22 protein-coding genes are annotated in these 24,889 nt (G+C 68.3%); 8 read left to right on the forward strand and 14 right to left on the reverse strand.

Annotated elements, in window-relative coordinates:
- Positions 1 to 90 precede the first annotated feature (90 nt).
- Complete coding sequence (locus tag J8I33_RS01705; protein ID WP_050011002.1) at positions 91 to 1,038, reverse strand: LysR family transcriptional regulator; 948 nt, start codon at positions 1,036 to 1,038, stop codon at positions 91 to 93.
- 198 nt (positions 1,039 to 1,236) lie between these two features.
- Between J8I33_RS01705 and J8I33_RS01710 the strand changes: the two genes are divergently transcribed.
- The gene (locus J8I33_RS01710) at positions 1,237 to 3,420 is read left to right on the forward strand and encodes an FUSC family protein (protein ID WP_209932754.1); all 2,184 of its coding nucleotides are present in this window, start codon (positions 1,237 to 1,239) and stop codon (positions 3,418 to 3,420) included.
- 136 nt (positions 3,421 to 3,556) lie between these two features.
- The gene (locus tag J8I33_RS01715) at positions 3,557 to 3,769 is read left to right on the forward strand and encodes a hypothetical protein (protein ID WP_012338215.1); all 213 of its coding nucleotides are present in this window, start codon (positions 3,557 to 3,559) and stop codon (positions 3,767 to 3,769) included.
- A 168-nt stretch (positions 3,770 to 3,937) separates the two neighbouring features.
- Here J8I33_RS01715 and J8I33_RS01720 read toward each other — a convergent pair whose 3' ends face one another.
- Together J8I33_RS01720 and J8I33_RS01725 are read right to left on the reverse strand one after the other, a co-directional pair.
- Positions 3,938 to 5,047 (reverse strand): P1 family peptidase, encoded by a 1,110-nt coding sequence (locus J8I33_RS01720; RefSeq protein ID WP_209932758.1) that lies wholly within the window; start codon positions 5,045 to 5,047, stop codon positions 3,938 to 3,940.
- A 64-nt stretch (positions 5,048 to 5,111) separates the two neighbouring features.
- The gene (locus J8I33_RS01725) at positions 5,112 to 6,518 is read right to left on the reverse strand and encodes an APC family permease (RefSeq protein ID WP_209932760.1); all 1,407 of its coding nucleotides are present in this window, start codon (positions 6,516 to 6,518) and stop codon (positions 5,112 to 5,114) included.
- A gap of 132 nt (positions 6,519 to 6,650) precedes the next feature.
- On the opposite strand from J8I33_RS01725, the gene J8I33_RS01730 reads away from it, so the two are divergent.
- The gene (locus J8I33_RS01730; RefSeq protein WP_050010997.1) at positions 6,651 to 7,454 is read left to right on the forward strand and encodes a helix-turn-helix transcriptional regulator; all 804 of its coding nucleotides are present in this window, start codon (positions 6,651 to 6,653) and stop codon (positions 7,452 to 7,454) included.
- Between the two features lie 97 nt (positions 7,455 to 7,551).
- Here J8I33_RS01730 and J8I33_RS01735 read toward each other — a convergent pair whose 3' ends face one another.
- Positions 7,552 to 7,929, reverse strand: coding sequence for a nuclear transport factor 2 family protein (locus tag J8I33_RS01735; RefSeq protein ID WP_050010996.1), 378 nt, complete (start codon positions 7,927 to 7,929; stop codon positions 7,552 to 7,554).
- Between the two features lie 406 nt (positions 7,930 to 8,335).
- Between J8I33_RS01735 and J8I33_RS01740 the strand changes: the two genes are divergently transcribed.
- Positions 8,336 to 8,710, forward strand: a complete 375-nt coding sequence (locus tag J8I33_RS01740; protein WP_050010995.1) for a hypothetical protein — start codon at positions 8,336 to 8,338, stop codon at positions 8,708 to 8,710.
- A gap of 128 nt (positions 8,711 to 8,838) precedes the next feature.
- Here the strand turns inward: J8I33_RS01740 and J8I33_RS01745 are convergent, their stop codons facing one another.
- Both J8I33_RS01745 and J8I33_RS01750 read right to left on the reverse strand, forming a co-directional pair.
- Complete coding sequence (locus tag J8I33_RS01745; RefSeq protein ID WP_209932761.1) at positions 8,839 to 10,356, reverse strand: CoA-acylating methylmalonate-semialdehyde dehydrogenase; 1,518 nt, start codon at positions 10,354 to 10,356, stop codon at positions 8,839 to 8,841.
- Between the two features lie 49 nt (positions 10,357 to 10,405).
- Positions 10,406 to 11,761: an aspartate aminotransferase family protein gene (locus tag J8I33_RS01750; protein WP_175976165.1), complete on the reverse strand. Its 1,356-nt coding sequence runs from the start codon at positions 11,759 to 11,761 to the stop codon at positions 10,406 to 10,408.
- 105 nt (positions 11,762 to 11,866) lie between these two features.
- Here J8I33_RS01750 and J8I33_RS01755 point away from each other — a divergent pair, with 105 nt between their 5' ends.
- Complete coding sequence (locus J8I33_RS01755; protein ID WP_209932763.1) at positions 11,867 to 12,817, forward strand: LysR family transcriptional regulator; 951 nt, start codon at positions 11,867 to 11,869, stop codon at positions 12,815 to 12,817.
- 18 nt (positions 12,818 to 12,835) lie between these two features.
- Here the strand turns inward: J8I33_RS01755 and J8I33_RS01760 are convergent, their stop codons facing one another.
- The 3 genes from J8I33_RS01760 to J8I33_RS01770 are packed head-to-tail and all read right to left on the reverse strand — an operon-like array spanning position 12,836 to position 14,917.
- Positions 12,836 to 14,077 (reverse strand): MFS transporter, encoded by a 1,242-nt coding sequence (locus tag J8I33_RS01760; protein ID WP_050010991.1) that lies wholly within the window; start codon positions 14,075 to 14,077, stop codon positions 12,836 to 12,838.
- Entirely contained in the window at positions 14,074 to 14,409 is a 336-nt protein-coding gene (locus tag J8I33_RS01765; RefSeq protein WP_209925241.1) for a hypothetical protein, read from the reverse strand. The genes J8I33_RS01760 and J8I33_RS01765 overlap by 4 nt, the downstream gene beginning before the upstream one ends.
- Before the next feature lie 37 nt (positions 14,410 to 14,446).
- Complete coding sequence (locus tag J8I33_RS01770; RefSeq protein ID WP_209925243.1) at positions 14,447 to 14,917, reverse strand: MarR family transcriptional regulator; 471 nt, start codon at positions 14,915 to 14,917, stop codon at positions 14,447 to 14,449.
- Between the two features lie 168 nt (positions 14,918 to 15,085).
- Here J8I33_RS01770 and J8I33_RS01775 point away from each other — a divergent pair, with 168 nt between their 5' ends.
- Positions 15,086 to 15,577 (forward strand): 2,4'-dihydroxyacetophenone dioxygenase family protein, encoded by a 492-nt coding sequence (locus J8I33_RS01775; RefSeq protein ID WP_050010988.1) that lies wholly within the window; start codon positions 15,086 to 15,088, stop codon positions 15,575 to 15,577.
- A 101-nt stretch (positions 15,578 to 15,678) separates the two neighbouring features.
- Here J8I33_RS01775 and J8I33_RS01780 read toward each other — a convergent pair whose 3' ends face one another.
- Together J8I33_RS01780 and J8I33_RS01785 are read right to left on the reverse strand one after the other, a co-directional pair.
- A complete protein-coding gene (locus J8I33_RS01780; protein WP_209932768.1) occupies positions 15,679 to 16,827 on the reverse strand; it encodes an epoxide hydrolase family protein in 1,149 nt (382 codons plus the stop codon).
- 78 nt (positions 16,828 to 16,905) lie between these two features.
- Positions 16,906 to 17,865 (reverse strand): GlxA family transcriptional regulator, encoded by a 960-nt coding sequence (locus tag J8I33_RS01785; protein WP_050010986.1) that lies wholly within the window; start codon positions 17,863 to 17,865, stop codon positions 16,906 to 16,908.
- 133 nt (positions 17,866 to 17,998) lie between these two features.
- Between J8I33_RS01785 and J8I33_RS01790 the strand changes: the two genes are divergently transcribed.
- The gene (locus J8I33_RS01790) at positions 17,999 to 18,799 is read left to right on the forward strand and encodes an SDR family oxidoreductase (protein WP_050010985.1); all 801 of its coding nucleotides are present in this window, start codon (positions 17,999 to 18,001) and stop codon (positions 18,797 to 18,799) included.
- On the opposite strand, the gene J8I33_RS01795 is transcribed toward J8I33_RS01790, so the two are convergent.
- The 3 genes from J8I33_RS01795 to J8I33_RS01805 form a co-directional block, all read right to left on the reverse strand.
- A complete protein-coding gene (locus J8I33_RS01795; RefSeq protein ID WP_124638105.1) occupies positions 18,796 to 20,145 on the reverse strand; it encodes an MFS transporter in 1,350 nt (449 codons plus the stop codon). The two genes, J8I33_RS01790 and J8I33_RS01795, sit on opposite strands and share 4 nt — an antisense overlap.
- Positions 20,146 to 20,239: 94 nt before the next feature.
- A complete protein-coding gene (locus J8I33_RS01800) occupies positions 20,240 to 21,592 on the reverse strand; it encodes an MFS transporter (RefSeq protein ID WP_124679545.1) in 1,353 nt (450 codons plus the stop codon).
- Positions 21,593 to 21,775: 183 nt separating this feature from the next.
- Positions 21,776 to 22,735 (reverse strand): MBL fold metallo-hydrolase, encoded by a 960-nt coding sequence (locus J8I33_RS01805; protein WP_050010982.1) that lies wholly within the window; start codon positions 22,733 to 22,735, stop codon positions 21,776 to 21,778.
- A gap of 177 nt (positions 22,736 to 22,912) precedes the next feature.
- Here J8I33_RS01805 and J8I33_RS01810 point away from each other — a divergent pair, with 177 nt between their 5' ends.
- A complete protein-coding gene (locus J8I33_RS01810) occupies positions 22,913 to 24,562 on the forward strand; it encodes an IclR family transcriptional regulator C-terminal domain-containing protein (RefSeq protein WP_209932770.1) in 1,650 nt (549 codons plus the stop codon).
- The last annotated feature ends 327 nt before the right edge of the window (positions 24,563 to 24,889 follow it).

The following is a 24,889-nucleotide window of genomic DNA, read 5'->3' on the forward strand; positions in this document are numbered from 1 at the left end:
CAGCATGGATGGCGAGCGACGCGGTTCCGGCATGGGCATGAAGCAACCCGCCGCGCGCCGATGCGCGCGCGGGGTCCAGGCGGCTTGCGCTCAGGCGGCCTGCGGTTCGCGATCGATCGCGTTCAGCATCTCGACGTCGCGCGCGATCATCGTCGGCACCTGTGCACGCAGCATCTCGACCCAGGTCCGCACCTTCGCATCGACGAAGCGGCGTGACGGGTACAGCGCATACACGTTCATCTTCTGCAGGATATGCGCGGGCAGCACGCGGACGAGCGAGCCGTCGCGCAGCGCGTCGATCGCCGAATACAGCGGCAGCATGCCGATCCCGATGCCGTCGCGGATCGCAAGCGCGAGCGATTCGGCGGTATTGGTCTGCACGGGCCCGGCGACATGAATCTGCTCGACGCCTTCGGGTCCTTCGAGCACCCATTCGTGCGTCGGAAACGCCGGCGTACACAGCGTCAGGCACGCATGCGCGGCGAGATCCTGCGGGCGGGCCGGCACGCCGTGCCGTTTCACGTAGTCGGGCGATGCGCACAGAATGCTGAACGTCGAGCCGAGCAGGTGCGACACGAGTTCCGAATCGGGCAGCGACGACGCGGTGACGACGGCCGTGTCGCTCGTGCCGTCGAACAGGTCGGGCATGCGCTGCGACAGCGACAGTTCGATCGACACGTCCGGGAATTGCGCGTGATAGCGCGTCAGCGTGGGCAATACATAGTGATGACCGACGCTCGCGAAGCTGTGCATGCGCAGCACGCCGGCCGGGCGCTCGTGCGCGCAGCTCGCCTCTTCTTCCGCGCGGTCGACGTCGGCGAGGATCTGGCGGCAGCGCCGCAGATAGCTTTCGCCGGCCGACGTGAGCGCGAGACGGCGCGTCGAGCGATTCATCAGACGGGTGCGCAAACGCGCCTCGAGCTCCGACACCGCACGCGACATCGCGCCCGTCGTCGAATTCAGCGATTGCGCGGCGGCGGTGAAGCTGCCCGTCTCGACGACGCGCGTAAACACCCGCATGTTTTGTAGGGTATCCATTCCTGTGAGCGACCTGTAGCGGAGCCGCCATTTTCCTCCACTGGATGCGACAGATTGTTACTCCCGCTGCAACTATCGTTTCCCGGCAACTGCGTTAATGCACAGGCGCCGCGCTCCTACAATCGGCGCCTCACCAGTCGAACGGACCCGTTCGGACGCGCCGCGGCACCTCGCGCGGGCGGCCTTGGGCCCCTTTTCATGAAGCCACCACCTGCGATCGCGCGACCTTCCATCGAACCGGCACGATGGAGGCGATGGCTCGATCCGCTCGGCAACGCGGCGCGCGACTGGGCCGTGACCGACGGGCTGATCTGGCTGCACCTCGCGAAAACCGTGCTCGCGGCGCTGCTGGCGATGGGCATCGCGATGCGTCTCGAGATGTCGCAGCCGCGCACCGCGATGACCACCGTGTTCGTGCTGATGCAGCCGCTGTCCGGGATGGTGTTCGCGAAGAGCTTCTACCGCGTGCTCGGCACGGCGGCAGGCCTCGTCGGCGCGCTCGCGCTCGGCGGGCTGTTCGCGCAGCAGCCCGAGCTGTACATGGCCGGCATCACGCTGTGGATCGGCGGCTGCATCGCGCTCGCGGTGCGCAACCGCCACTTTCGCTGGTACGGCTTCGTGCTCGCCGGCTACACGGCCGCGCTGATCGGCCTGCCGGCCGTGATGACGCCGCAGACGCTGTTCCAGTCCGCGCTCACGCGCGCCGCGGAAGTCGCGCTCGGCATCGCGTGCTCGGGCGCGGTCAGCGCGCTGATCCTGCCGTTGAGTTCCGCGAAGGCGCTGATGCGCTCGTTGAGCGCGCGCCACGCGACGTTCGCGGCGTTCACGGCCGGCGCGCTGTCGGGCGACGTCGCGCGCGGCGATTTCGAGCGGCGCTTCGCCGATTTCGTCGACGACATCGTCGGCTTCGAAGCGAACCGTGCATTCGCGTCGTTCGAGGATCCGCACATTCGCGCGCGCAGCCGCCGGCTCGCGCGGCTGAACAGCGAGTTCATGAACGCATGTACGCGGCTGCATGCGCTGCACCAACTCGTCAAGCGGCTGCGTGCGAATCGGTCGGACGCGGTGCTCGACGCGCTGGCGCCGCACGTCGACGCGCTCGCACTGCGCTTCGCCGCATTGCGCGACGAACGCCAGCGCGGCATCGCGCCGGCCACCGGCGCGCTGCTCGAACTGCGCCGCTTCCACGGTGCATTGCCGAAGGCCGCGCGCGCATCGCGGCGAGCCATCGAGGACCATGCGGCCGGCGGCCTGCTCGACTTCGATACCGCGATCGAACTGCTGTACCGGTTCATCGGCGAATATCTCGGCTACGTCGACACCTATGCGTCGCTCGACCAGGACGATCACGCGTTCGAGCGCTCGGTCACGCATTACGCGGTGAAAACCAATGCGTTCTTCGTCGGTTTCGCGTTCCTGCGCACGGTGGTTGCCGTCGGCGCGATGAGCGCGTTCTGGATCGCGTCCGAATGGCCGAGCGGCTCGCTCGCGGTGATCGCCACCGCGATCGCGTGCGCGCTCAGCTCGACGTCGCCGCGCGCGCCGAAGTTCGTCGCGCAGATGGGCGTCGGCGCGGCGTTCGCGACCGCCGTCGGCTACCTGTTCCTCTGCTACGTCTATCCGAACATCGACGGCTTTCCGCTGCTGTGCGCGGCGCTCGCGCCGGTGCTCGGCCTCGGCGCGTTTCTCGCGATGCGGCCGGGCCTGTCCGGCTACGGGATCGGCTTCGCGGTGTTCTTCTGCCTGCTCGCGGGCCCCGACAACACCATCGCGTATACGCCCGAAGTGCTGATCAACAACGGGCTGGCGGTCGTCGTCGCGATGCTGGCGTGCTCGCTCGTGTTCGCCGTCGTGTTCCCGACGCACATGCCCTGGCTCACCGGCCGGATCGCGCACGACTTGCGCCGCCAGGTGACGCTTGCGTGCGAAGGCGCGCCGGACGGCCTCGCGCAGCGCTTCCAGTCGAGCACGCACGACCTGATGGCGCAACTGCGTACGCTGCTGGTGCGCCGCACGCGGCAGCATCGCGATGCACTGCGCTGGATGCTGTCGACGCTCGAGATCGGCCACGCGGTCATCGACCTGCGCGACGAGCTGCACATGTTCTGCGCGGCGAGACCGCCGCAGACGCTGCGCTGGACCGGTTCGATCGAGGCGGTGCTGCTCGAACTGCCACGCTTCTTCGACGATCCGACGCCCGCCCGCCATGCGCGCACGCTGAAATCCGTGAATCTCGCGATCCGCGCGGCGCAGCACGCGCTGCAGGCGTGGTACGCGGTGCCCGACGCGCGTCGCAACATGCAGCGGATCGTCGGCTGCCTGCACTTCATGCGCAGCGCGCTGCTCGACAAGGACGCGCCGTTCAACCGGCACCGCCATTGAAGATCGATGCGGGCGCAACGGGATCCTTGTTCCGGATGGAAATAAGCTCTACAGGCGCGGTGATTAATCTTTAAGCAGTGCGAGCCTATAGTTTCCTCACTGCCAGCGAGACTGGCACTCACCCAGGAGAAACAAAATGAAGCCGCTGCACCTCGCCCTCGTTGCCCTGTCGCTCACCGCTGCCGTCGCTCACGCGCAGCCGGCGCCGGCAGACGCCGCACCGCAACAGGCGAACCGCGCCGAGGCGATCCAGGCCGCCGGCCGCGTCGATCGTGCGCAATCGAAGCAGGAAGACCCGAACGCGTGCGTCGGCCCCGTCAGCTTCTGCAACATCTACTTCGGCAGCTGAGCATGACGCCGCGTCGTCACGGCCAGGCCCGCATCGCCCGCACCGCATGCATGACGTGCGCGGACGGACGGCGGTCCGGCCGATCGCGGCCCGGCCGATCGCGGCCCGGCCGATCGCCGCATCGCCGTCCTACACCACGCCGCTTCGATTGAAGCGGCGCGTGCCGTTTCAGGCGCCGCGCCCCAGCCGCCAGCCTACTTCGCGTAACGCATCCAGCAAGCGCGCCGGCCCGAGCCCTTCGACCCGCACCCCGCGCGACGCGACGTCGCCGCCCGCAACCAGCGCATTCACGATCGCTTCCTCCACCGCTTCCGCCGCCGCGACGAACAGCGCGGAGATATGGTCGTTGTTGACCATCCGCACGTCGGTGGTCGGCGTGCCCTTGCTGCCGTAGTTCACCGCCGGCAAGCCGGCGTTGCCGGTCGCGAACGCGAGGAAGATGTCGCCGCTCGAATCCTCGGTGCCGCCGCCGACGCGGGCGAGCCCGACACTCGCGCGCTGCGCGAGACGCGTGCATTGATGCGGCAGCAACGGTGCGTCGGTCGCGATCGTGACGACGATCGAACCCATGCCGGCCTCGCCTTTCGCGTCGGCTTCGCGAAACGGCGAATGCACGTGCCGCAGCACTTCGCCGACCGGGTAGCCGGCCACGCGCAGCATCTCGCGCACGCCGTAGTTCGCCTGCACGAGCGCGCCGACGGTCCAGCCGCCCGCATCGCTCGCCAGCACGCGGGACGCGGTGCCGATGCCGCCCTTGAACTCGTGGCAGATCATGCCCGTGCCGCCGCCCACGCCGCCTTCGGCGACCGGCCCCGACTGCGCGGCTGCCAGCGCGCGCTGCACGTGCGCGGCGTTCACGTGCTGCCCCCAGATGTCGTTCAGCAGTCCGTCGTAGGTCTCCATCACGACCGGCATGCACCAGTACACGCGGCCGGCCGCCGCTTCGCGTTCGTTCGCGACCAGCGCGTCGCGCACCGCGCCGACGCTGTGCGTGTTCGTATAGGCGATCGGCGTGGTCAGCAGGCCGGCTTCGCGAATCCATTCGAGCCCGGTCGCGTCGCCGTTGCCGTTCAGCACGTGCACGCCCGCGAAGCACGGCGAATCGTGCGCGGCACCCGCGCGCGGCTCGATGACGGTGACGCCGGTGCGGATCGATGCGTCGCCGTTCTCGACGTTCAGCGTGCAATGTCCGACCCGCACGCCCGGCACGTCCGTGATCGCGTTGAAGCGGCCCGGCGTGCCGAGTCCGATGCGGATGCCGAGATCCCTCGTGCGCATGATGCAATTCCTCCTGTCTTTCGATGATTCGGTGTAGCGGTGATGCACGGAGTCGAGCCGATGCTCAGAGCGCGCGGAATGCCGTGCTGTGGCGCGCCCATACGACGTACATCACGAGCGCCGCGACCAGCAGCCCCGCGATGATGATCAGGTCGGTCGGCTTCGTCGCCGTCGCCAGCGTCGTGTAAAGCGTATACGCGGCGCCCGCCACCGCGACGAGCGGCGTCACGGGCCACAGCGGCATCCGGTAATGATGCTCGACGTCGCGGCGCACGAACCGGCTCGCGAGCGCGGCCAGCCCCACGACGAGGTAGATCAGCAGCAACAGGTCGACCGTGAATGCGGTCAGTTCATCGAGGCTCGACACGAACACGAGCCCGGCCGACGGTATCGCGAGCGCGATCGTCGCGAGCCACGGCGATTCGAGGCGCGGATGGATCGTCGAGAACGCGCGGTTGCAGGTGCGCGACCACAGCGCATGCCGGCCGCTGCTGTACAGCAGGCGGCCCATCGCGATCACGATCGCGATGATCGCGTTGAACACCGACAGGAAGATCCCGCCGCTGACCACGCGCGACACGGCCGGATTGCTCAGCGAGCGCACGACATAGCCGATCGGATCGGCGCTCTTCGTCAGTTCCGTCAGCGAAGGCGCGCCGAGCACGATCGCGGTGAGCGGCACCAGTTCGACGACGAGGATCACGAGCAGCGAATAGATCACCGCCTTCGCGACGTTGCGGTTGCCGCCGCGCAAGTCCTCCGCGAGATAGGCGGCCGAGCCGAAACCGTTGTAGCAGAAGATCGCGGTGCCGATCGCGGGCACGATGGCCGCGAGCGTGGCCGGCACGAGCGCATTGCCGCTCGCGACGACCGGTGCGATCAGGACGTCGGCGCCGCGATGCGGCGACCCGAAGCCGAGCCCGGCGATCAGCATCAGCACGCCGATTTCGACGACCAGGAACGCGCCGGTGATCCATGCATTCGTCTGGATGTTCAGCATGCCGAGCAGATAGCTGAGCAGCACGATCGTCAGCGCGACCGACTGATTGCCGAAGTGCGTGCCGAGCGCGCTGTTCAGGTACGGCGCGGCGCCGCTCGCGAGCACGGCCGGGATGAACACGCTGACGGACAGCACCGTGATGAAGGTCAGGTAGCCGGGCAGCGTGCCGAACACGCGCTTGGCCATCACGTATTCGCCGCCCGCGCTGCGGTGCGCGGCGCTGAGTTCCGCATAGCAGAGCGCGAATGCCAGCGCGAGCACGCCGCCGAGCACGAACGACAGCACCGCGCCGCTGCCGGCCTGCTGGATCGCGAACGGCGCGATCACGAAGATCGAGCTGGCCGGGGTCACGCCCGATACGGTGATCATCACAGCGTCGCGCACGCTGAGCGTCTGCGACAGCGCGCGCGGCGCGTCTTCCGTTGCAGAGGCCGCTTGCAGCGTACCCGTCGATTCCGACATCATCGCCATTTCGTGCTCCTTTGTTCCTTTGCCGCCTTTTTTTGAACACCCATACTCGGGCCCGATTGATTGCGTGGCAGTCTAGGAAGCCAATTTCAGGACCGCTATTCCCCCTTCGTGTTACGCCCTTCCGGTGGTGGTATGGATCGTCTCTTTTCCGAAATCGCGATGCACCAGGCGCTCGGCCGCGCAATCGATCATCTCGGCCAGCCGCGCTTCTGGCGGTTCCTCGTGCTGCTGCTCAACGAAATGGCGCCGTTCGACAACGCGCTCGCGACCGCGATCGGCCGCGACGGCGTGCCGCTCGTGCTCGACGAATACGACACGGGCGGCGCCGACACCGCGTCGCCGGTGCCGCTTTACCTGAACGGGTTATATCTGCTCGATCCGTTCCTGCAGGCCGCGCACGACGGGCTCGCCGACGGCTGCTACCGGCTCGAGGAAGTCGCACCCGACCTGTTCCGGCAGAGCGAATATTTCCTGAGCTATTTCCGCGACGCGGTCGGCGACGACGAGATCCAGATTCTCGTGCGACCGAACGCCGACACGCTGCTGTCGCTGTCGCTTGGTGCGTCGACGCGCTTCGACGTCGAGCCGCTCGGCAAGCTGACGGCCGCGATGCCGTGGGTGCTCGCGGTCATCCGGCAGCATTGGCGGCTGGTGGGCGATGCCGCGCGCGCCACGCCCGACGCGGACCTCGGTGCGCGCGTCGAGCAGGCGCTCGCGCGCTTCGGCGCGGGCGTGCTGACCGATCGCGAGATGGCGATCGCAAGAATGGTGCTGCGCGGCAATTCGTCGAAGGCGATCGCGGAGCGGCTCGCGATTTCACCGGAGACGGTGAAGGTGCATCGGCGGCACCTTTACGCGAAGCTTGGAATCTCGTCGCAGCCTGAGCTGTTTTCGCGGTTCATTCGGGCGCTGGGGGAAGACGATGCAGCCGGTTGAGCGGCGCGCACGCCGTCAACCGGCGACGCCCCGGCGGGCCGCCCTGCGCGGGCGCCTCGCGACGGCGAAACGTCAGCTTCGCGCCGCGCGATTGCATTCACCTGCCCGATTCGACGAACCCGCCATCGGGCGCCGGGTGCGGCACATACCAGCCGAAATACACCTCGGCCTCGACAAGCCGGCCATCGCGCACGCGCAACCGTTCGGCATTGCGGAACCGCCTGTCGGCGGTCGTCACGGCTTCGTACACGACGTACACGTATTCGCCGTGCACAGCGACGTCGACGAACTCGAAAGCGGCGAGTATCGCGCTGTTCGGCCAGCAACGTGCGAGATACGCATCGCGATCGAGCCGGTTGTCGAGCGGGCTCGTGAAATGGAAATCCGGCGCGATCAGCGCTTCGATCGCGTCGCGGTCCTTGTCGACATACGCGCGATAGCTGGCGCGCGCAACATCGCCTGGATCCTGAAGCATCGTCGTCCCTCCCGGAAGGATCGGCGCGAGCCCGGCTCGCGCTGACGAAGATATTCCGGCGGAATGCGCGCGATGTCATCCAAGCAAACCCGTATCGGGGTCGTTGCCGCCGCAACGCACCCCCGGCGCGGGCTCGGGGACGGATGCCGAATACCCGGGCACGACGACGATCGTCGCGCCGTTGCGCGCCGCGTGCGTGCCGCCGATATGCCCCCCGATCTTCTCGCAGCACCGCCAAAAACCGCCTATCGTGAATAAGGCGCTCCGTTCGCCGCCATTCGCCCCGCCGCGGCTCGCGCGGGCCGGCAGCGACGGCGCCGTGCTCCGGCACCATTCATCGCGATTCCGGCGCACGCTCGCCCGTGCACGCAATCGCGGCCGCCCACCGGATTATCAGGAGGCACTCATGAAAGCCGCGCTGCTCGTCAGCTCCGCCCTGCTCGCCATTGCGTCAGCTTCGGCCACGGCCCAGGGTTCCATCACGAAGGAAGAAAACGGCGCACTCGTCGCCGCGAACGGGATGACCGTCTACTCGTTCGACAAGGACAAGCCCAACGCCGGCACCAGCGCCTGTTCGGGCCCATGCGAAACCCTCTGGCCGCCATACAAGGCCAGCGCGACCGACGTACCGGTCGGCCCCTACACGATCGTCAAGCGCGACGACGGCAGCCCGCAATGGGCATACAAGGGCAAGCCGCTGTACTTCTACTCGAAGGACATGAAACAGGGCGAACGCAACGGCGACAACTTCAAGAACGTGTGGCACGTGGTCGCGCCTTGAGCCGGCTTGCGCCGCGTTCCGCGCGTTTCGCCGGGACGTGAAAAAGCCCGCCGCCGATCGTCGATCGGGGCGGGCTTTTGCGGCTTTGCACGTCGCGCCGGCTGCATGCGGCCGGCGCGCGCGTCAACTCAGCGGTTCGACGGGAAGCTGAACACGGTCCCTTCGCGCACGCCGGCCGACGGCCAGCGCTGCGTGATCGTCTTGCGCTTCGTGTAGAACCGCACCGCATCCGGACCGTACGCGTGCAGATCGCCGAACAGCGAACGCTTCCAGCCGCCGAACGAGTGATACGCGACCGGCACCGGCAGCGGCACGTTGATGCCGACCATGCCGATCTGGATGTTGTCGCTGAAGTAGCGCGCGGCCTCGCCGTCGCGCGTGAACAGGCACGTGCCGTTGCCATATTCGTGCGCGTCGATCAGCGCCATCGCGTCGTCGAGCGACTTCGCGCGGATCACGCCGAGCACCGGCCCGAAGATCTCGTGCTGATAGATCGGCATGCCGGGTTTCACGTTGTCGAACAGGCACGGGCCGAGGTAGTAGCCGCCGTCGTGGCCGTCGACCTTCACGCCGCGGCCGTCGACGACGAGCGTCGCGCCCGCTGCCACGCCCGCTTCGACGAAACCCGTCACCTTCTCGAAATGCTGCTGCGTGACGAGCGGGCCCATGTCGACGCCTGCGCCGTTGCCCGGGCCGACCTTCATCTTCTCGATCTCGGCCTTCAGCCCCGCGACGACCTGGTCGCCCGTTTCGTCGCCGATCGCGACGACGAGCGGAATCGCCATGCAGCGCTCGCCGCACGAGCCGTACGCGGCGCCCATCAGCGCGTTCACCGCGTTGGGGATATCGGCATCCGGCATCACGACCGCGAAGTTCTTCGCGCCGCCGAGCGCCTGCACGCGCTTGCCGTGCGCGCAGCCGGTCGAATAGATGGTTTCGGCGATCGGCGTCGAGCCGACGAAGCTCACGGCCTTCACGCGCGGATCGGTCAGGATCGTGTCGACCGCTTCCTTGTCGCCGTTCACGACGTTCAGCACGCCCGGCGGCAGGCCGGCTTCGAGTGCGAGCTCGGCCATGCGCAGCGTCGACGACGGCGTACGCTCGGACGGCTTCAGCACGAACGTGTTGCCGCACGCGACGGCCATCGGCCACATCCACAGCGGCACCATCACGGGGAAGTTGAACGGCGTGATGCCGGCGGCCACGCCGAGCGCCTGGAACTCGCTCCACGAATCGATCGCGGGGCCGACGTTCTTGCTGTGCTCGCCCTTCAGCAGTTCGGGCACATAGGACGCGTATTCGACGTTCTCGATCCCGCGCTGCAGTTCGCCCATCGCGTCGGCGAGCACCTTGCCGTGCTCGGCCGTGATCAGCGCGCACAGCTCTTCCGCGTGCTCCTCGAGCAGCGTCTTGAAGCGGCTCATCACGCGGGCGCGCTTCAGCGGCGGCGTGTTGCGCCATGCCGGGAACGCGGCCTGCGCGGACGCGATCGCGGCTTCGACGGTCAGCTTGTCGGCGAGCGCGACGCTCTTGTGCGATTCGCCGGTGGCCGGGTCGAACACCGGCTGGACCCGGCTGCCGCCGTCGACGCGCTTGCCGTCGATCAGGTGGCCGACGGTGGAGGTCACATTGCTGTCGTGTTTCATGTGTCTGGCTCTTTGGTGGATTCGGTTGTCGCTACGAGCGAGCCGTGGCTCAGTCCACTTCGTTCAGTGCGTCGGACAGCGCGTTCACGAGATTGTCGATCTCGCGCTTCTCGGCGATGAACGGCGGCGCGAGCTGGATCGTGTCGCCGCCGTAGCGCACGTAGAAGCCCTTCGCCCAGCAGCGCATCGCGATCTCGTACGGGCGCCGTGCCGGTTCGCCGGGCAGCGCGGCGATCGTCAGGCCGGCGGCCAGCCCGTAGTTGCGGATGTCCGTGATATGACGCTGGCCCTTCAGCCCGTGCACGGCCGCCTCGAAATGCGGCGCGAGATCGCGCACGCGGGCCACCGCGTCTTCCTTCACCAGCAGGTCGAGCGCCGCGACGCCGGCCGCGCACGCGACCGGGTGCGCCGAATACGTGTAGCCGTGCGGGAATTCGAGCATGTACTCGGGACCGCCCGCGGCCATGAACGTGTCGTAGATTTCCTTCGTCGCGATCACGCCGCCGAGCGGCTGCACGCCGTTCGTCACCTGCTTCGCGAAGTTCATGATGTCCGGCACCACGCCGAAGGCATCGGCGCCCGTCATCGCGCCTGCCCGGCCGAAGCCCGTGATGACCTCGTCGAAGATCAGCAGGATGTCGTGCGCGGTACAGATGTCGCGCAGGCGCTTCAGATAGCCCTTCGGCGGCACGACCACGCCCGCCGAACCGGAGAACGGTTCGACGATCACGGCCGCGATGTTCGACGCGTCGTGCAGCGCGATCAACTCGAGCAGGCGGTCGGCCAACTCGGCGCCGTGTTCGGGCATCCCGCGCGAGAACTTGTTCTCGGCCAGTTGCGTATGCGGCAGGAAATCGGCGTCGAGGCCCTGGCCGAACAGCTTGCGGTTCGGCCCGATCCCGCCGACCGAGATACCGCCGAAGTTCACGCCGTGATAACCCTTCTCGCGGCCGATCAGGCGCGTCTTCGTGCCCTTGCCCTTCGCGCGCCAGTACGCACGGGCCAGCTTCAGCGACGTGTCGGCCGCTTCCGAGCCCGACCCCGTGAAGAACACGTAGTCGAGGCCGGCCGGCGTCAGTTCCTTGATCTTGTTGGCGAGCTCGAACGATTTCGGATGGCCGAACTGGAAGGCCGGCGCGTAGTCGAGCTGCGCGACCTGGCGGCTCACCGCTTCGACGATTTCCGTGCGGCCGTGACCGAGGCCCGTGCACCAGAGGCCCGACAGGCCGTCGAAGATCTTGCGGCCTTCGCCGTCGGTGTAATACGCACCCTTGCCCGATACGATCAGCCGCGGATCGGCCTTGAACTGGCGGTTGGCGGTGAACGGCATCCAGTGCGCGTCGAGCCAGGCGGCGTCGGTGCGGAGGTTCGTGTCGTCGTGCTGCGCGGTGGTGATGTCGGTCATGTCGGTCGGCGCGGCGCGCCCCTCCTTCTCGTATTGATATTGCGCATTGTCGGGACGCCAATTAGTCTTTTGAATATCGCAATATCAATGTTCACTTGCGCAACTATGCAAGCAAAGAAACCGAAGAGCCGCGCGTTGCTCGGGCAGCTCAGCGACATGGATCTCCGCCTGCTGCGGGTCTTCAAGGGCGTCGTGCAGTGCGGCGGGATGGCGGCGGCCGAACTGGAACTGAATATCGGCATCTCGACGATCAGCCGGCACGTGAAGGATCTCGAAACGCGGCTCGGCCTCGTGCTGTGCCGGCGCGGCCGCGCGGGCTTCACGCTGACGCCCGAGGGGCAGACGGTGTACGAGGAAACGCTGCGGCTGCTCGCGTCGATGGAGGCATTTCGCAGCAGAATCGACGGGATTCACGACAAGATGGGCGGAGAACTGCACATCGCGGTGTTCGACAAGACGGCGACCAACCCGCATGCGCGCCTGGGCGACGCGATCCGCCAGTTCGCGGACGAGGCGCCCGACGTCGCGCTGAACCTGCACGTCGCGTCGATCAACGAGGTCGAACGCGGGGTGATCGACGGCAGCTACCACGTCGGGATCATTCCCGCGCACCGCAACTCCGGCAGCCTCGTGTATTCGGCGCTGTTCGACGAACGGATGCTGCTGTACTGCGGCCGCCAGCATCCGCTGTTCGACGCGCCGCACGGCAAGCTCACGTGGACGACGATCCGCCACCACGCGTTCGCGGGGCTCGGTTTCCATTCGCCGAACATGGAGCTGAGCCATCGCGCGAAGCTCACGCGCAGCGCGACCGCGTCGGACCAGGAATCGATTGCAACGCTGATCCTGTCGGGCCGCTATCTGGGCTTCCTGCCCGATCACTACGCGGAAAGTTTCGACAACAAGGGGCTGATGCAGCCGATCGCGCCGCACCGGTTCAATTACCGGTGCCGGTTCGTGAGCCTGCTGCGGCGCTCGCCGCGGCCGTCGCGGGCGGCGCTGCTGTTCCAGACGTGCCTCGAAGCCGCGCATGCGGCGGTGTTGCCGGCGGCGTAGCGGCGGCTTCGGCTTCGTTCAGGCCCCATCGTCGGCCGCGCGCGGCTGCGCGCGCTCGCGCGTGACGAAATGGGTCGCGACGAGCGCCGCGGCAAAGCCCGACGCCGCACCGAGGCCGAGCGCCCAACGCGGGCCGAGATGGTTCGCGACCCAGCCGGCCACCGGCGCGCCGATCGGCGTGCCGCCCAATGCGACCGCGAGGCGCAGCGCCATCACGCGGCCGCGCATCGCCGGCTCGGTGGAGAGCTGCATCAGGCTGTTCGTGGAATTCATGAAGGTGATCGCGGCGATGCCGGTCAGCACCAGTGCGGCCGCGAACGACCAGTAGCCGGGCGCCAGCGCGGCGAACGTGCAGCCGAGCCCGAACAGCGCCGCGCCGATCCACAGATGACGAAACCGCGGCTGCTCGCGGCGCGCGGCGAGCAGCGCGCCCGAGATCGTGCCGACCGCCATCATCGACGACAGGAAGCCGAACCCGCGCGCATCGACGTGAAACACGCTGGCGGCCATCGTCGAAATGAACAGCGGGAAATTGAGCCCGAACGTGCCGATCAGGAACAGCATCACGAGGATCGCCGTCAGGTCCGGGCGATGCCATACGTAGCGGAACCCGTCGAGCAGACTGCCGCGCGAGCGGCCTGCCCGCACGTTCGCGCGCAATTCGTCTTCCCGAAGCCGCGACAGCGACGCCAGCACCGCAAAGAAGCTGAGCCCGTTCGCGAGAAACGCCCAGCCGGTGCCGACCGATGCGATCAGGAAGCCGGCCGCCGCCGGGCCGACCATCCGCGCGGCGTTGAACGACGTCGAATTGAGCGCGACCGCGTTCGCGAGTTCGCGGTCGCCGACCAGTTCCGCAACGAAGGTCTGCCGCACCGGCGCGTCGAACGCCGACGCGCAGCCGAACAGGAACGCGAACACGTAAACGTGCTCGAGCCGCACGGCGCCGGTGACCGTCAGCACGCCGAGCACGAGCGCCAGCGCGCCCATCAGCGCCTGCGTCGCCATCAGCAGCTTGCGCTGGTCGAAGCGGTCGGCCGCGTAGCCGGTCCACGGCAACAGCAGCAGTTGCGGGCCGAACTGCAGCGCCATCACCGTGCCGACCGCCGATGCGTCGTGATGCGTGAGCTGCGTGAGGACGAGCCAGTCCTGCGCGGTGCGCTGGATCCACGTGCCGATGTTCGACACCAGCGAGCCGATCGCCCACACGCGATAGTTGAAGCTGCGAAGCGAGCGGAACACGCCCGCGGCCGGCACGCTCATCGCCGCTCCCGGTCGGACGCGTTGCCGCCGTGCAGTTCGCCGAAATGGCGCGCAAGGAACAGCCCCAGCACGAGGATGCCGAGGCCGAACGCCGCCGCGTCGGCCGTGATCTTCAGGTCGAAATCGCCGGCCCGGCGCACGAGCGCATAAGCCATGACGAGGTTCACGACGCCCCACACCACGTTCACGGTCGACGACGACAGTCCGCGCCCGGGCGGATGTGCGAACGGTGTCTGGAACGGCTCGCCGCGCAGCCCGCTGACGAGATGCGGCGCGGCATTCGCGAGAAACGCGCCGCCGAAGAAGTACGACACGAGATGCAGGAAGTTCATGGGCGAGCCATCCTTTCAGCGAGCGGGTCGATACGGTTTACGAACGCGCCGGGTCCTGGAATTCGGCGAGCCGCTGCAGCAGCTTCACGGCCGCCGCGAGCTCGGCCTGTTCCGCCGCCGACAGTTGCGCGTGCAGCGCGCGGAACAGCCAGTCGTCCTTGGCCGCGCGGTTCGCTTGCAGCACCTTGCGGAAACCGGGCGTGAGCGCGATCAGCGTCTGCCGGCCGTCGGTCGGATCGGGCGCGCCGGCGACCGCGCCGAGCGCCTCCAGCGTCGCGACCGTCACGCGCATCGACTGCGGGCGCACGCTTTCGGCGCGTGCAAGCGCCGATACGGTCGCCGGGCCGTCGCGATCGAGCCGCAGCAATACCGATTTCTGCGACGACGTGAGGTCGTTCGGATGGGTCTGCTCCCGCATCCGCCGCATCAGCTTGCCGACCGAGATGCGGAGGTCGCCGGCGAGACCGGCCAGGGGGAGCGTGTCGGGGAGAGACGATGGCGAGTTCATCAATTCAAGATAACACATCGACAGTCAAACTGTACAGTTTGACTGTATATTTCATCGTGTAAGGAGCCGGCTGTCGCCCCCGTTTTCGGCACGCGGTCGTGTCCCGTTCGGCCGCGCGATCCGCCTCTGCGATAATGCGGGCTTCCCGTTTCCACCCCGCCTTCCGCCATGACGCAGCCGTCCGCCCCGCTCTCCACCGACCTGCCGCCGATCTCGTGCCTGCCCGGCGACGCGCTGCCGTGGCTGCCGATGAGCGCCGACCTGCCGGGGCTCGCGATCAAGTACCTGCACATCAACGCGGCCGAGGACACGCTCACCGCGCTGCTGAAGATGCCGGCCGGCGGCACGCTTCCGCGCCATCGGCACGACGGCGAGGTATTCGTCCATACGCTGCAGGGTGCGTGGCGCTACCGCGAATACGACTGGGTCGCGCACGCCGGTTCGACGGTGCTCGAACCGGCCGGCTCGGTACATACGCCGGAAACGCTCGGCGCGCCGGGCGAGGATGTGATCACGCTGAACGTGATGCGCGGCGACCTCGTGCTGCTCGACGACGACGGCCGCGAAACGGCGCGCGAGAACTGCCGCGTCGCGCTGCTGCGCCAGCGCAAGCATGCGCGTACGGCGCCGGATGCGGCCACGGCGTTCGTTACGCGGTAAGACTCGAGATAGGCGTCGGCGCGATCCGCGCGATGCGGTCGCACCCGGTTGCCAGGATGGCCACCGGCGTACTTCGCACGCGTCGCCGACCGCCCCGCTCGTTATCGAAAACGCCTGAAAAACCGCCGAATATCGTCGGCCAGCAAATCCGGCTCCTCCATCGCCGCGAAATGGCCGCCCCTCGGCATGTCGGTCCACTGCACCACGTCGAATACGCGTTCGAGCCAACTGCGCGGCGGGCGGCTGATTTCCCTCGGGAAGCGCGCGAAACCGACGGGCACCGCCAGGCGTTGCCCGGGGGCAAACCGCATCGGCTGCAGCCGGTTCTCCCAATACATCTGCATCGACGAGCCAATGCAGCCGGTGAACCAGTAGAGCGAGATGCCGGTCAACAGCGTGTCGTACGAAAACCGCCGCGCGACGTCGCCGTCGCAATCGCTCCACGCACGGAATTTCTCGGCGATCCACGCGGCCAGCCCGAGCGGCGAATCGTTGAGCGCGACGGCCAGCGTCCGCGGCTTCGTCATGTGGACGTGCGCGTACCCGCCTTCCAGCGCCGCCCAGTCGCCGCGCTGCTTCAGGAACGCCTGTTCGTCGTCGGTCAGCGGCCGCGCCGCGTCGATCGGCGGTTCGTAGCTGCCGGGCAGATAGTTCAGATGGATGCCGTCGACCACGCCCTCGTGCCGCGCGCCGAGCGCGACCGACACGCCCGCGCCCAGGTCGCCGCCCTGCGCGCCGAAGCGTCGGTAGCCGAGGCCGGCCATCAATTCCGCCCAGCAGTCGGCGACCTGGAGCGCCGATGTACCGGGCACCGCAGGCGCCGGAGAAAACAGGAAGCCTGGTAGCGACGGCGCGACGATGTCGAATGCGTCGTCCGGATCGCCGCCGAACGCGGCCGGATCGCACAGGCGATCGATCAACGCATGGAATTCGAATACGGAACCGGGCCAGCCGTGCGTGACGACGAGCGGATAGGGTTTCGGGCCTGTGCCGCGCCGATGCACGAAGTGCACGCGCCGGCCGCCGACGTCCGCGACGAACTGCGGCAGCCGATTCAGCGCGCGTTCCGCCGCGCGCCAATCGAAGCCGTCGGCCCAGTACGCGGCCAGCTCATGCAGCCACGCGCCGTCTACACCCTGCTGCCACGGCTCGGCAGGCGCCAGGTTCGGCGGGCGGGTGTCGTGCAGACGTCGACGCAGGTCGTCAAGTGCTTGATCGGGTATCGCAATGTCGAACGGCTCGGCGTGCATCGTGTCTCCTCGCGAAACATGTCGACGGGATTCTGCGCGATTTTCCCGACCGGCGCTGGCGGCGTACGGCTGCGCCCGTCAGCCCGCTTCCCGCTCGCCCGCCCGCGCATCGCGCCGCAGCGCCTGCGGCGGCACGCCGAACCCGCGCACGAACGCGTCGCGCATGTGCCGGCGGTCGCGAAAACCGTTCTCCTTCGCGATCACGTCCAGCGGATGGCGGCTCTGTTCGATCATCAGCCGCGCCGATTCGAGCCGCAGCCGCTCGATCGCCTTCGCCGGCGACTGCCCGGTTTCGAGCGTGAACACGCGGCTGAACTGGCGCGGGCTCAGGTGCACGGCCTCGGCCAGCTCCTCGACGGTCAGTGCGCGGCCGAGATTCTGCCGCGCGTAGTTGAGCGCGTTCTGGATCCGGTCGGATTTCGGCGCCAGCTCGAGCATTTCCGAATGCTGCGACTGGCCCCCGGCCCGGCGCTGATGCATCACCAGCTTGTGCGCGACCGAGCGCGCGGCGTCGGCGCCGAGGTCCTTTTCCACCATCGCGAGCGCGAGATCGAGGCCGGCCGTCATCCCGGCCGACGTCCAGATCGGGCCGTCGACGATGAAGATCCGGTCGTCCTCGACGCGAATCTCCGGGTAGTGCCGCTGCATGTCGCGGCCGAACGCCCAGTGCGTGGTCGCGCGGCGCTGCGCGAGCAGCCCGGCCTCGGCCAGCACGAACGCGCCCGTGCAGATGCCGGCGATCCGCCGCGCCTGCCCGTTCGCGCGGCGCAGGTAGGCAACGACGCCGGCCGGCGCCGGCGAGGCGAGCGGATCGTTGACGCCCGCGACGATCCACGTGTCGACGCCGAGCCGCCCGCGCAGCGCGCGCGTGGCGACCGGCAGCCCGAGCGACGAGCGCACGTCGCCGCCGTCGACCGAATAGCTGTCCATCGCGTAGAACGGCGCGTCCATCCCCATGTTCGCGTACTCGAACACCGACTGCGCGGCGAGCGCCATGATCTGGAAGCCGTCGCTGATCAGAAAGCCGATTCGGTGCATCCGCGTTCTCCGGTTTCGTGCCGATTGGCCCCGATGTCCGAAATCATACCCATCTACGTCATTTGTGTCGCCGCGCTTCGAGGCCAGAATGCCTTCACGCCATCCGGCCATTCTCATCAAAACGGAGTACATCATGACGCAAGCACATCGCGGTACCGCTGTCATTACCGGCGCGTCGTCGGGCATCGGCGCCGTCTACGCGGACCGCCTCGCGCGCCGCGGCTACGACCTGATCCTGGTCGCGCGCAACCGCGACCGGCTGAGCGCCCTCGCCGAGCGCATCACGAACGACACGCAGCGCAGCGTCGAGATCGTCGACGCGGACCTCAACGACCGCGCGGCGCTCGCCGCCGTCGAAGCGAAGCTGAAACAGGACGCGAGCATCACGCTGCTCGTGAACAACGCGGGCATCGGCACGCATGCGCCGCTGCTCGACAGCGACGTCGACGCGATGACGCGGATGATCGACCTGAACGTGACCGCGCTCACGCGGCTGACCTATGCGGCCGTGCCCGGCTTCGTCGCGCGCGGCCGCGGCGCGGTGATCAACATTTCGTCGATCGTCGCGATCTCGCCGGAAACGCTGAACGGCGTGTACGGCGGCAGCAAGGCCTTCGTGCTCGCGTTCAGCCAGTCGCTGCATCACGAGCTCGCCGACAAGGGCGTGCAGGTGCAGGCCGTGCTGCCCGGCGCGACGGCCACCGATTTCTGGCAGACGGGCGGCCTGCCGCTGGAGCACCTGCCGAAGGAAATCGTGATGACGGCGCCGGACATGGTCGATGCGGCGCTGGTCGGATTCGATCGCGGCGAGCTCGTGACGATCCCTTCGCTGCATGCGGGTGACGAATGGGACGCGTACGAGGCCGCGCGCCGCACGATGGCGCCGCATTTGTCGGCCGATACGCCGGCCCCGCGCTACACTGCGGCTCGCTAGGTGTCGGCCGGGCCTGCGCCGCGCGGCGTGGCGCGCACGCCAAGCAGCATCGCGACCGCGCACGCGGCCAGCAATCCGGCGATCATCAGCATCGCCGCATCCATGCTGCCGGTGCGCGTGCGGATCACGCCGACGATCCACGGCGTGATCATCCCGCTCGATACGCCGATGCTGCTGATCAGCGCGATCCCGCCCGCTGCGCCGGCCCCCGCGAAATACGCGGACGGCACGGCCCAGAACACCGGATGCGCGGCGAAGATCAGCATCGCCGCGATCGACAGCAACGCCATCATCGCGACGATGCTCGGCAGGTGCAGCGTCAGCAACGCGAGCGCCACCGCGCCGCCGAACGCGCACGCGGCGAAATGCCGGCGGCGTTCGCGCTTGCGGTCCGAGCGCCGCGCGATCGCGATCAGGCCTGCCGCGCCTATCGCGTTCGGCACGATCGACAGCAGGCTGACGTGCACGACGTCGTGAATGCCGAATTCGCGAATCATCAGCGGCATCCAGAACAGCAGCATCAGCAACGCGGTCGTCAGCGAGAAATAGATGAACGCGAACAGGTAGGTACGCGGCTCGGCCAATACCCGCCGCAGCGAAGCAGCCGCGTGCGCGGGCGCACCGGCACGATCGGCGGCCAGGTCGGCCGCGAGCCGTTGCCGGTCGTCGTCGGACAGCCAGCGCGCGTGTTCGGGGCGGTCGCACAGCCAGAACCATGCGATCGCGCCGAGCAGGATCGCGGGCGCGCCCTCGATCGCGAACATCCATTGCCAGCCATGCAGCCCGAGCACGCCAGACATCGCGCGCATCAGCCAGCCCGACAGCAGCCCGCCGATCATGCCGGCCACCGCGACGCCCGCATAGAAGATCGACAGCACCGACGCGCGCCGGCGCGCCGGATACCAGTACGTCAGATAGAACACCACCCCGGGGAAGAAACCGGCTTCGAACAGCCCGAGCAGGAACCGCAGCACGTAGAACTGCTTCGCGCTGTCGACGGTGATCATCGCGACCGACACTGCACCCCACAGGACCATGATCCGCGCGAACGTGCGTCTTGCGCCGAAGCGGCGCAGCAGCGCGTTGCTCGGCACCTCGAACAGCACGTAGCCGACAAAGAACAGTACCGCGCCGAGGCTGTACATCGCATCGGTCAGGCCGAGATCCTGCCGCATCTGCAACTGCGCGAAGCCGATGTTGCTGCGATCGAGAATCGACACGATGTAACAGACGAACAGGAACGGCACGATCCGGATGCCGATGCGGCGGTACAGCGCGTCGTTGCCGGGCGCGGCGGAACCGGACGCAGCCGCGTGCGCGGCGTCCGCTTGCAAGGGGATGGACATCGATCGTCTCCTCGATGGATGCGAATACGGGCCGGGCGGGAACCGCGACGCCAGTCGCCGCCGCCCACCGACGGCGACCGGCCAAAGCCGACGTTCAGCCGCGCCGCACGGATTCTCCCTTCACGCCCACCATCAGCGCCACGCCGCTCGCGACCAGCAGCGCGGCGAGCAGGTACACGGCGAGATCCATGCTGCCCGTGCGCGTGCGGATCATCCCGATCACCCACGGGCTGACGATGCCGCTCGTGATCCCGATGCTGCTGATCAGCGCGATTCCGGCCGCGGCCGCGTTGCCGGACAGGTAGCGGGTCGGCACGGCCCAGAAGATCGGCAGCGCGGCAAAGATCAGCGTCGCCGCGACCGACAGGCACGCGAGCATCGCCGCGAAGCTGTGCAGGTGCAGCGTCAGCGCCGCAAGCGCGAGGCCGCCGCCGATCGTGCAGCATGCGAAGTGCTTGCGCCGCTCGCCGGTGCGGTCCGAGCGGCGCGCGATCAGCACCAGCCCCACCGCGCCCACCGCATTCGGCACGACCGTGTAGAGACTCACGGCCACGACGTCGGTCACGCCGAAGTCGCGGATCATCAGCGGCATCCAGAAGTTGAGCGTCAGCGACGCACAGGTCAGCGAGAAATAGATGAACGCGAACAGGTACACGCGCGGGTTCGCGAGCGCGGCCAGCACGCTGCGCCCGTCGTGCGCGCCGCCGTGTGCGCGGCCTTCGGCGCACAGCGCGGCGACGCGCGCCTTTTCGTCGGCCGTGAGCCAGGTCGCGTCCTGCGGCCGGTCGACCAGCAACGTGAACGCGGCGAACGCGAGCAGGATCGCCGGCGCACCTTCGATCGCGAACATCCACTGCCAGCCGTGCAGGCCGAGCACGCCGCTCATGTCGCGCATGATCCAGCCGGACAGCAGCCCGCCGAGCACGCCGGCCACCGCGACGCCCGCGAAGAACACGGAGATCGCCGCCGCACGCCGGTTCGCGGGGAACCAGTAGGTCAGGTACAGCACGATGCCGGGGAAGAAGCCGGCCTCGAACACGCCGAGCAGGAAGCGCAGCACGTAGAAATGCGACGGCTGCGACACGAACATCATCCCGGTCGACGCGAGGCCCCACAGCAGCATGATTCGCGTGAACGTGCGGCGTGCGCCGAACCGCGCGAGCAGCATGTTGCTCGGCACTTCGCAAAACACGTAGCCGACGTAGAACACCGCGGCGCCGAGGCCGTACATCGCATCGCTGAAGCCGAGATCGTGCTTCATCTGCAACTGCGCGAAGCCGATGTTGATGCGGTCGAGAAACGACACGACGTAGCAGAGGAACAGGAACGGGACGATCCGCCACGCGATCTTGCGGAACAGCAGCGCATCGCCGAATGCGGATGCGGAAGTCGGCGCCGAAGCGCTCGCGTGCGCGAGCGTCGCTTCGGCGGGAAGCGATTGGGGCATGTCTCTCTCCAAACGGGCCGCGCGATGTCGAGCGCGCGGCAGTCTCCGAGGGCGTGCATGCGCCCTGCTTTCTTGTGAGACCGGATACGGCTGCCGGCGCCGCGGCACGATACCGCCGCGAATGCCGCAACCCTCAGTGAAACGGCGAGGCGATCGTGCGAATGCCGCCCCGCCGCGTGCGATTCACTCCTGCAGCGCGGCCCACATGTCCTTGTCGCGCTGCGCGGTCCAGATGCGCGGATGCGCGATGCCGCTCGCTTCGTCGAACGCGCGCGACACGTCGAACGGCAAACAGTGCTCGTAGATGAACACGTGGCCGAACTTCGGGTCCATCGCCTCGCGCGTGAGCGCCATCGCCGCCTTCAGGTCGAGATTGCGCTCGACGGCCTTGCGGCCCTGCGCGAGCAGCGTCGTGACGAAATCCTTCGTGTAGTCGAGGCCCTTGTTCACTTCGGCCGGATTCAGCAGCGCGGGGCCGCGGCCGGGCACGAGCTTCTCGGCGCCGAGCGCGCGCAGCGCCTCGAGCGTGGCCGGCCACTGTTCGAGCTGCGCGTCGCCGCAATAGCAGGCCGCGTCGTATTCGACGAGGTCGCCCGAGAACAGCACCTTCTGCGACGGCAGCCACACGATCGTGTCGCCCTTCGTGTGGCCCGAGCCGACGTGCATGATCTTCACTTCGAGCTTGCCGAGGAACAGCGTGATCTCCCGCTCGAACACGAGCGTCGGCCAGGTCAGCCCCGGCACCGTCTCGACGCCGGCGAACAGGCGCGGGAAGCGCTCGATCTCCGACTTCATGTCCGCCTCGCCGCGCTCGACGATCATCTCGTACGTGCCGCGGCTCGCGATCACGTGCTGCGCGCCTTCGTCGAAGTACGCGGACGCGCCGAGCACGCGCACCGCGTGGTAGTGCGACAGCACCACGTGCTTGATCGGCTTGTCGGTCACGCTGCGGATCTTCGCGATCAGGTCCTGCGCCATTGCGGGCGTCGCGGTCGTGTCGACGATCAGCACGCTGTCGTCGCCGATGATCACGCCCGAGTTCGGGTCGCCTTCGGCGGTGTACGCGTACGCGTTCTCGGACAGCTTCGTCCAGGTGACTTTCTTCTCTTCCAGATCGGCTTGGGAGGCGAATGCTTTGGCCATTGTGCGTTCCGTGGCTGCGAGCCATGTGTTGAGGGGAATGAGCGGATCATCGGCTTGCGTCGAATATTTGTCAATGGCAAAAGCGCTTGCTATTGTCTAATACGGGTAAACCTGCGGGCTGGCGCTGAAAACGGCGTCGGATACCATGCGGGGTTTCGTCAACGGAAGAATCATCGCGTGCAGAACCACGAAGTCAGCGCGGACGACGCGCCGCCCAAGGCGCAGCGCGGCATCCAGAGCGTCGAGGTCGGCGGCCGGCTGCTCGACGCGTTCGCGCGCCGGCGCAAGCCGCTCGGGCTGTCGGAACTGGCCGCGGCGGCCGAGCTCTCCACCGCGCAGGCGCACACCTATCTCGTGAGCCTGACGCGGCTCGCGCTGGTGAAGCGCGATGCGATCACCGGCAACTACGAGCCCGGCCCGCTGTCGCTGCGGCTCGGGCTGATGTCGATCGAGCGCCAGCCGGCCTACCGCGCGACGCTGCCGCATGCGGCGCGGCTCGCGGAAACGGTCGGCCTGAGCGTCGCGCTGTCGGTGCCGGGCGTGCTCGGCCCGACGATCGTGCGCATCGAGCACGGCGGCTATCCGCTGCACATGAACCTGCACGTCGGTTCGGTGATGTCGCTCGACACCACGGCGACCGGCCGGGTGTTCCGCGCGTTCGGCGACGCCGCGCACATCAACGCGATGGCGGCCAGCCAGGCCGGCGCGGGCGGTACGCTGGCGGGCGCCGAACGCGAGCCGGTCGTGCCGGATGCCGTTGCGCAACACGTCGAACTCGACGCGATCCGCGCGCGCGGCATCGAACGCAGCATCGACCGGCCGAGCCCGGGCGTCAGCGGAATGTGCGTGCCCGTCTTCGATGCGCACGGGCGCCTGCAGCTCGCGTTGACGGTCATCGGTTCGACGGGTTCGATCGATGTCGACTGGAACGGCCCGATCGCCGCGGCGTTGCGCGACGCGGCGCGGCAGGCCACCGCGTCGCTCGGTGCGGTGCGTGCGGAGCCGGCGCCCGCACCGGCGCCGGGCACCGCGCGCGTACCGCCCGCGCTCGCCGACGACGCGAAGGCGCAGCGCGGGATCAATGCGCTCGACAGCACCGGCGACCTGCTGCTCGCGCTGGTGTCGGCGGGCCGCGCGCTGCCGCTGCGCGATCTCGCGACGGCGGCGGGTATGCCTGCGGCGAAGGCGTTTCCGCATCTGGTCAGCCTGCAGAAGATCGGCCTGCTGAGCCGCGACGACGCCGGCTGTTTCGACGGCGGCCCGCTCGCGCAGGCGCTCGGCCTGATCGCGATGCAGCGCGTGTCGCCGACGCGCGACGCGGAAGCCGAGATCGTCGCGCTCGCCGGCGCGACCGACATGAGCGTGGCCGCCGCGACGCTCGGGCCGCTCGGGCCGACCGTGATCCGGCTGGAAGAATCGGCGCGGCCGCAGCACGTGAGCCTGCAGGTCGGCACCGTGATGTCCCTCGTCAATACGGCGATCGGTCGGGTTTTCGCGTCCGGCATGTCCGACGACGTGCTGGCCGACCTGCTCGCCGACGAGCCCGTGCGGCTCGCCGGCGCGCGCACCGCGCCGGACGACGCGGCCTTCCGCTCACGGCTCGCGGCGATCCGCGCGGACGAACTCGATTTCGCGTTCGACGCGCCGGTGCCGGGCATCGGCACGATTGCCGCGCCCGTGTTCGATCACACCGGCAGCATCCGGCTCGTGATCGCGATCATCGGCTCGTCGCGCGGCTTCCCGCGCGGGCCGGACAGCGCGCTGGCGCAGACGCTGCGCGCCGCGACGCGACGGCTGTCCTGGCGCTTCGGGTGGATCGGCCGGTAGCCGCGCCCTTTTCCCCGACGTACGTACGTTCGACTCCGCTTCTTTCTGCCCGCGAGGCCGCGCCGGCACGGCGTCGTCACGCCTGCCCGACAACCGCGGGCCGCCAATATTCATGTTGCGCAGCAGCAACATGAATTGTCAGTAATTCTCATATAACGAAATCGCATTTCACAAGACGGGGCCGCTTCGTTATGATTAGGGTTATCCCTAACTCGCCACCTATATGGGGCTTCGTCATGCAAACGTCTAATGTCTCCGATCGTTCCACCCAATCCACTGGCTGGCTCGCACGCGTTGGCGAGCTGCTGGCGGAAGCCTGGGCACTGC

This window comes from Burkholderia sp. AcTa6-5, assembly GCF_017815075.1.
GTDB lineage: Bacteria > Pseudomonadota > Gammaproteobacteria > Burkholderiales > Burkholderiaceae > Burkholderia > Burkholderia sola.

Excerpts from the sequence above, each read along its gene's own strand:
- J8I33_RS01805 (WP_050010982.1), bottom strand. The coding sequence starts at position 22,735 with ATGGCCAAAGCATTCGCCTCCCAAGCCGATCTGGAAGAGAAGAAAGTC.
- J8I33_RS01795 (WP_124638105.1), bottom strand. The coding sequence starts at position 20,145 with ATGTCCATCCCCTTGCAAGCGGACGCCGCGCACGCGGCTGCGTCCGGT.
- J8I33_RS01735 (WP_050010996.1), bottom strand. The coding sequence starts at position 7,929 with ATGCTTCAGGATCCAGGCGATGTTGCGCGCGCCAGCTATCGCGCGTAT.
- J8I33_RS01730 (WP_050010997.1), top strand. The coding sequence starts at position 6,651 with ATGGATCGTCTCTTTTCCGAAATCGCGATGCACCAGGCGCTCGGCCGC.
- J8I33_RS01785 (WP_050010986.1), bottom strand. The coding sequence starts at position 17,865 with ATGCACCGAATCGGCTTTCTGATCAGCGACGGCTTCCAGATCATGGCG.
- J8I33_RS01770 (WP_209925243.1), bottom strand. The coding sequence starts at position 14,917 with ATGAACTCGCCATCGTCTCTCCCCGACACGCTCCCCCTGGCCGGTCTC.
- J8I33_RS01715 (WP_012338215.1), top strand. The coding sequence starts at position 3,557 with ATGAAGCCGCTGCACCTCGCCCTCGTTGCCCTGTCGCTCACCGCTGCC.
- J8I33_RS01725 (WP_209932760.1), bottom strand. The coding sequence starts at position 6,518 with ATGGCGATGATGTCGGAATCGACGGGTACGCTGCAAGCGGCCTCTGCA.
- J8I33_RS01710 (WP_209932754.1), top strand. The coding sequence starts at position 1,237 with ATGAAGCCACCACCTGCGATCGCGCGACCTTCCATCGAACCGGCACGA.
- J8I33_RS01740 (WP_050010995.1), top strand. The coding sequence starts at position 8,336 with ATGAAAGCCGCGCTGCTCGTCAGCTCCGCCCTGCTCGCCATTGCGTCA.
- J8I33_RS01775 (WP_050010988.1), top strand. The coding sequence starts at position 15,086 with ATGACGCAGCCGTCCGCCCCGCTCTCCACCGACCTGCCGCCGATCTCG.
- J8I33_RS01800 (WP_124679545.1), bottom strand. The coding sequence starts at position 21,592 with ATGCCCCAATCGCTTCCCGCCGAAGCGACGCTCGCGCACGCGAGCGCT.
- J8I33_RS01760 (WP_050010991.1), bottom strand. The coding sequence starts at position 14,077 with ATGAGCGTGCCGGCCGCGGGCGTGTTCCGCTCGCTTCGCAGCTTCAAC.
- J8I33_RS01765 (WP_209925241.1), bottom strand. The coding sequence starts at position 14,409 with ATGAACTTCCTGCATCTCGTGTCGTACTTCTTCGGCGGCGCGTTTCTC.
- J8I33_RS01780 (WP_209932768.1), bottom strand. The coding sequence starts at position 16,827 with ATGCACGCCGAGCCGTTCGACATTGCGATACCCGATCAAGCACTTGAC.
- J8I33_RS01755 (WP_209932763.1), top strand. The coding sequence starts at position 11,867 with ATGCAAGCAAAGAAACCGAAGAGCCGCGCGTTGCTCGGGCAGCTCAGC.
- J8I33_RS01720 (WP_209932758.1), bottom strand. The coding sequence starts at position 5,047 with ATGCGCACGAGGGATCTCGGCATCCGCATCGGACTCGGCACGCCGGGC.
- J8I33_RS01750 (WP_175976165.1), bottom strand. The coding sequence starts at position 11,761 with ATGACCGACATCACCACCGCGCAGCACGACGACACGAACCTCCGCACC.
- J8I33_RS01745 (WP_209932761.1), bottom strand. The coding sequence starts at position 10,356 with ATGAAACACGACAGCAATGTGACCTCCACCGTCGGCCACCTGATCGAC.
- J8I33_RS01705 (WP_050011002.1), bottom strand. The coding sequence starts at position 1,038 with ATGGATACCCTACAAAACATGCGGGTGTTTACGCGCGTCGTCGAGACG.
- J8I33_RS01790 (WP_050010985.1), top strand. The coding sequence starts at position 17,999 with ATGACGCAAGCACATCGCGGTACCGCTGTCATTACCGGCGCGTCGTCG.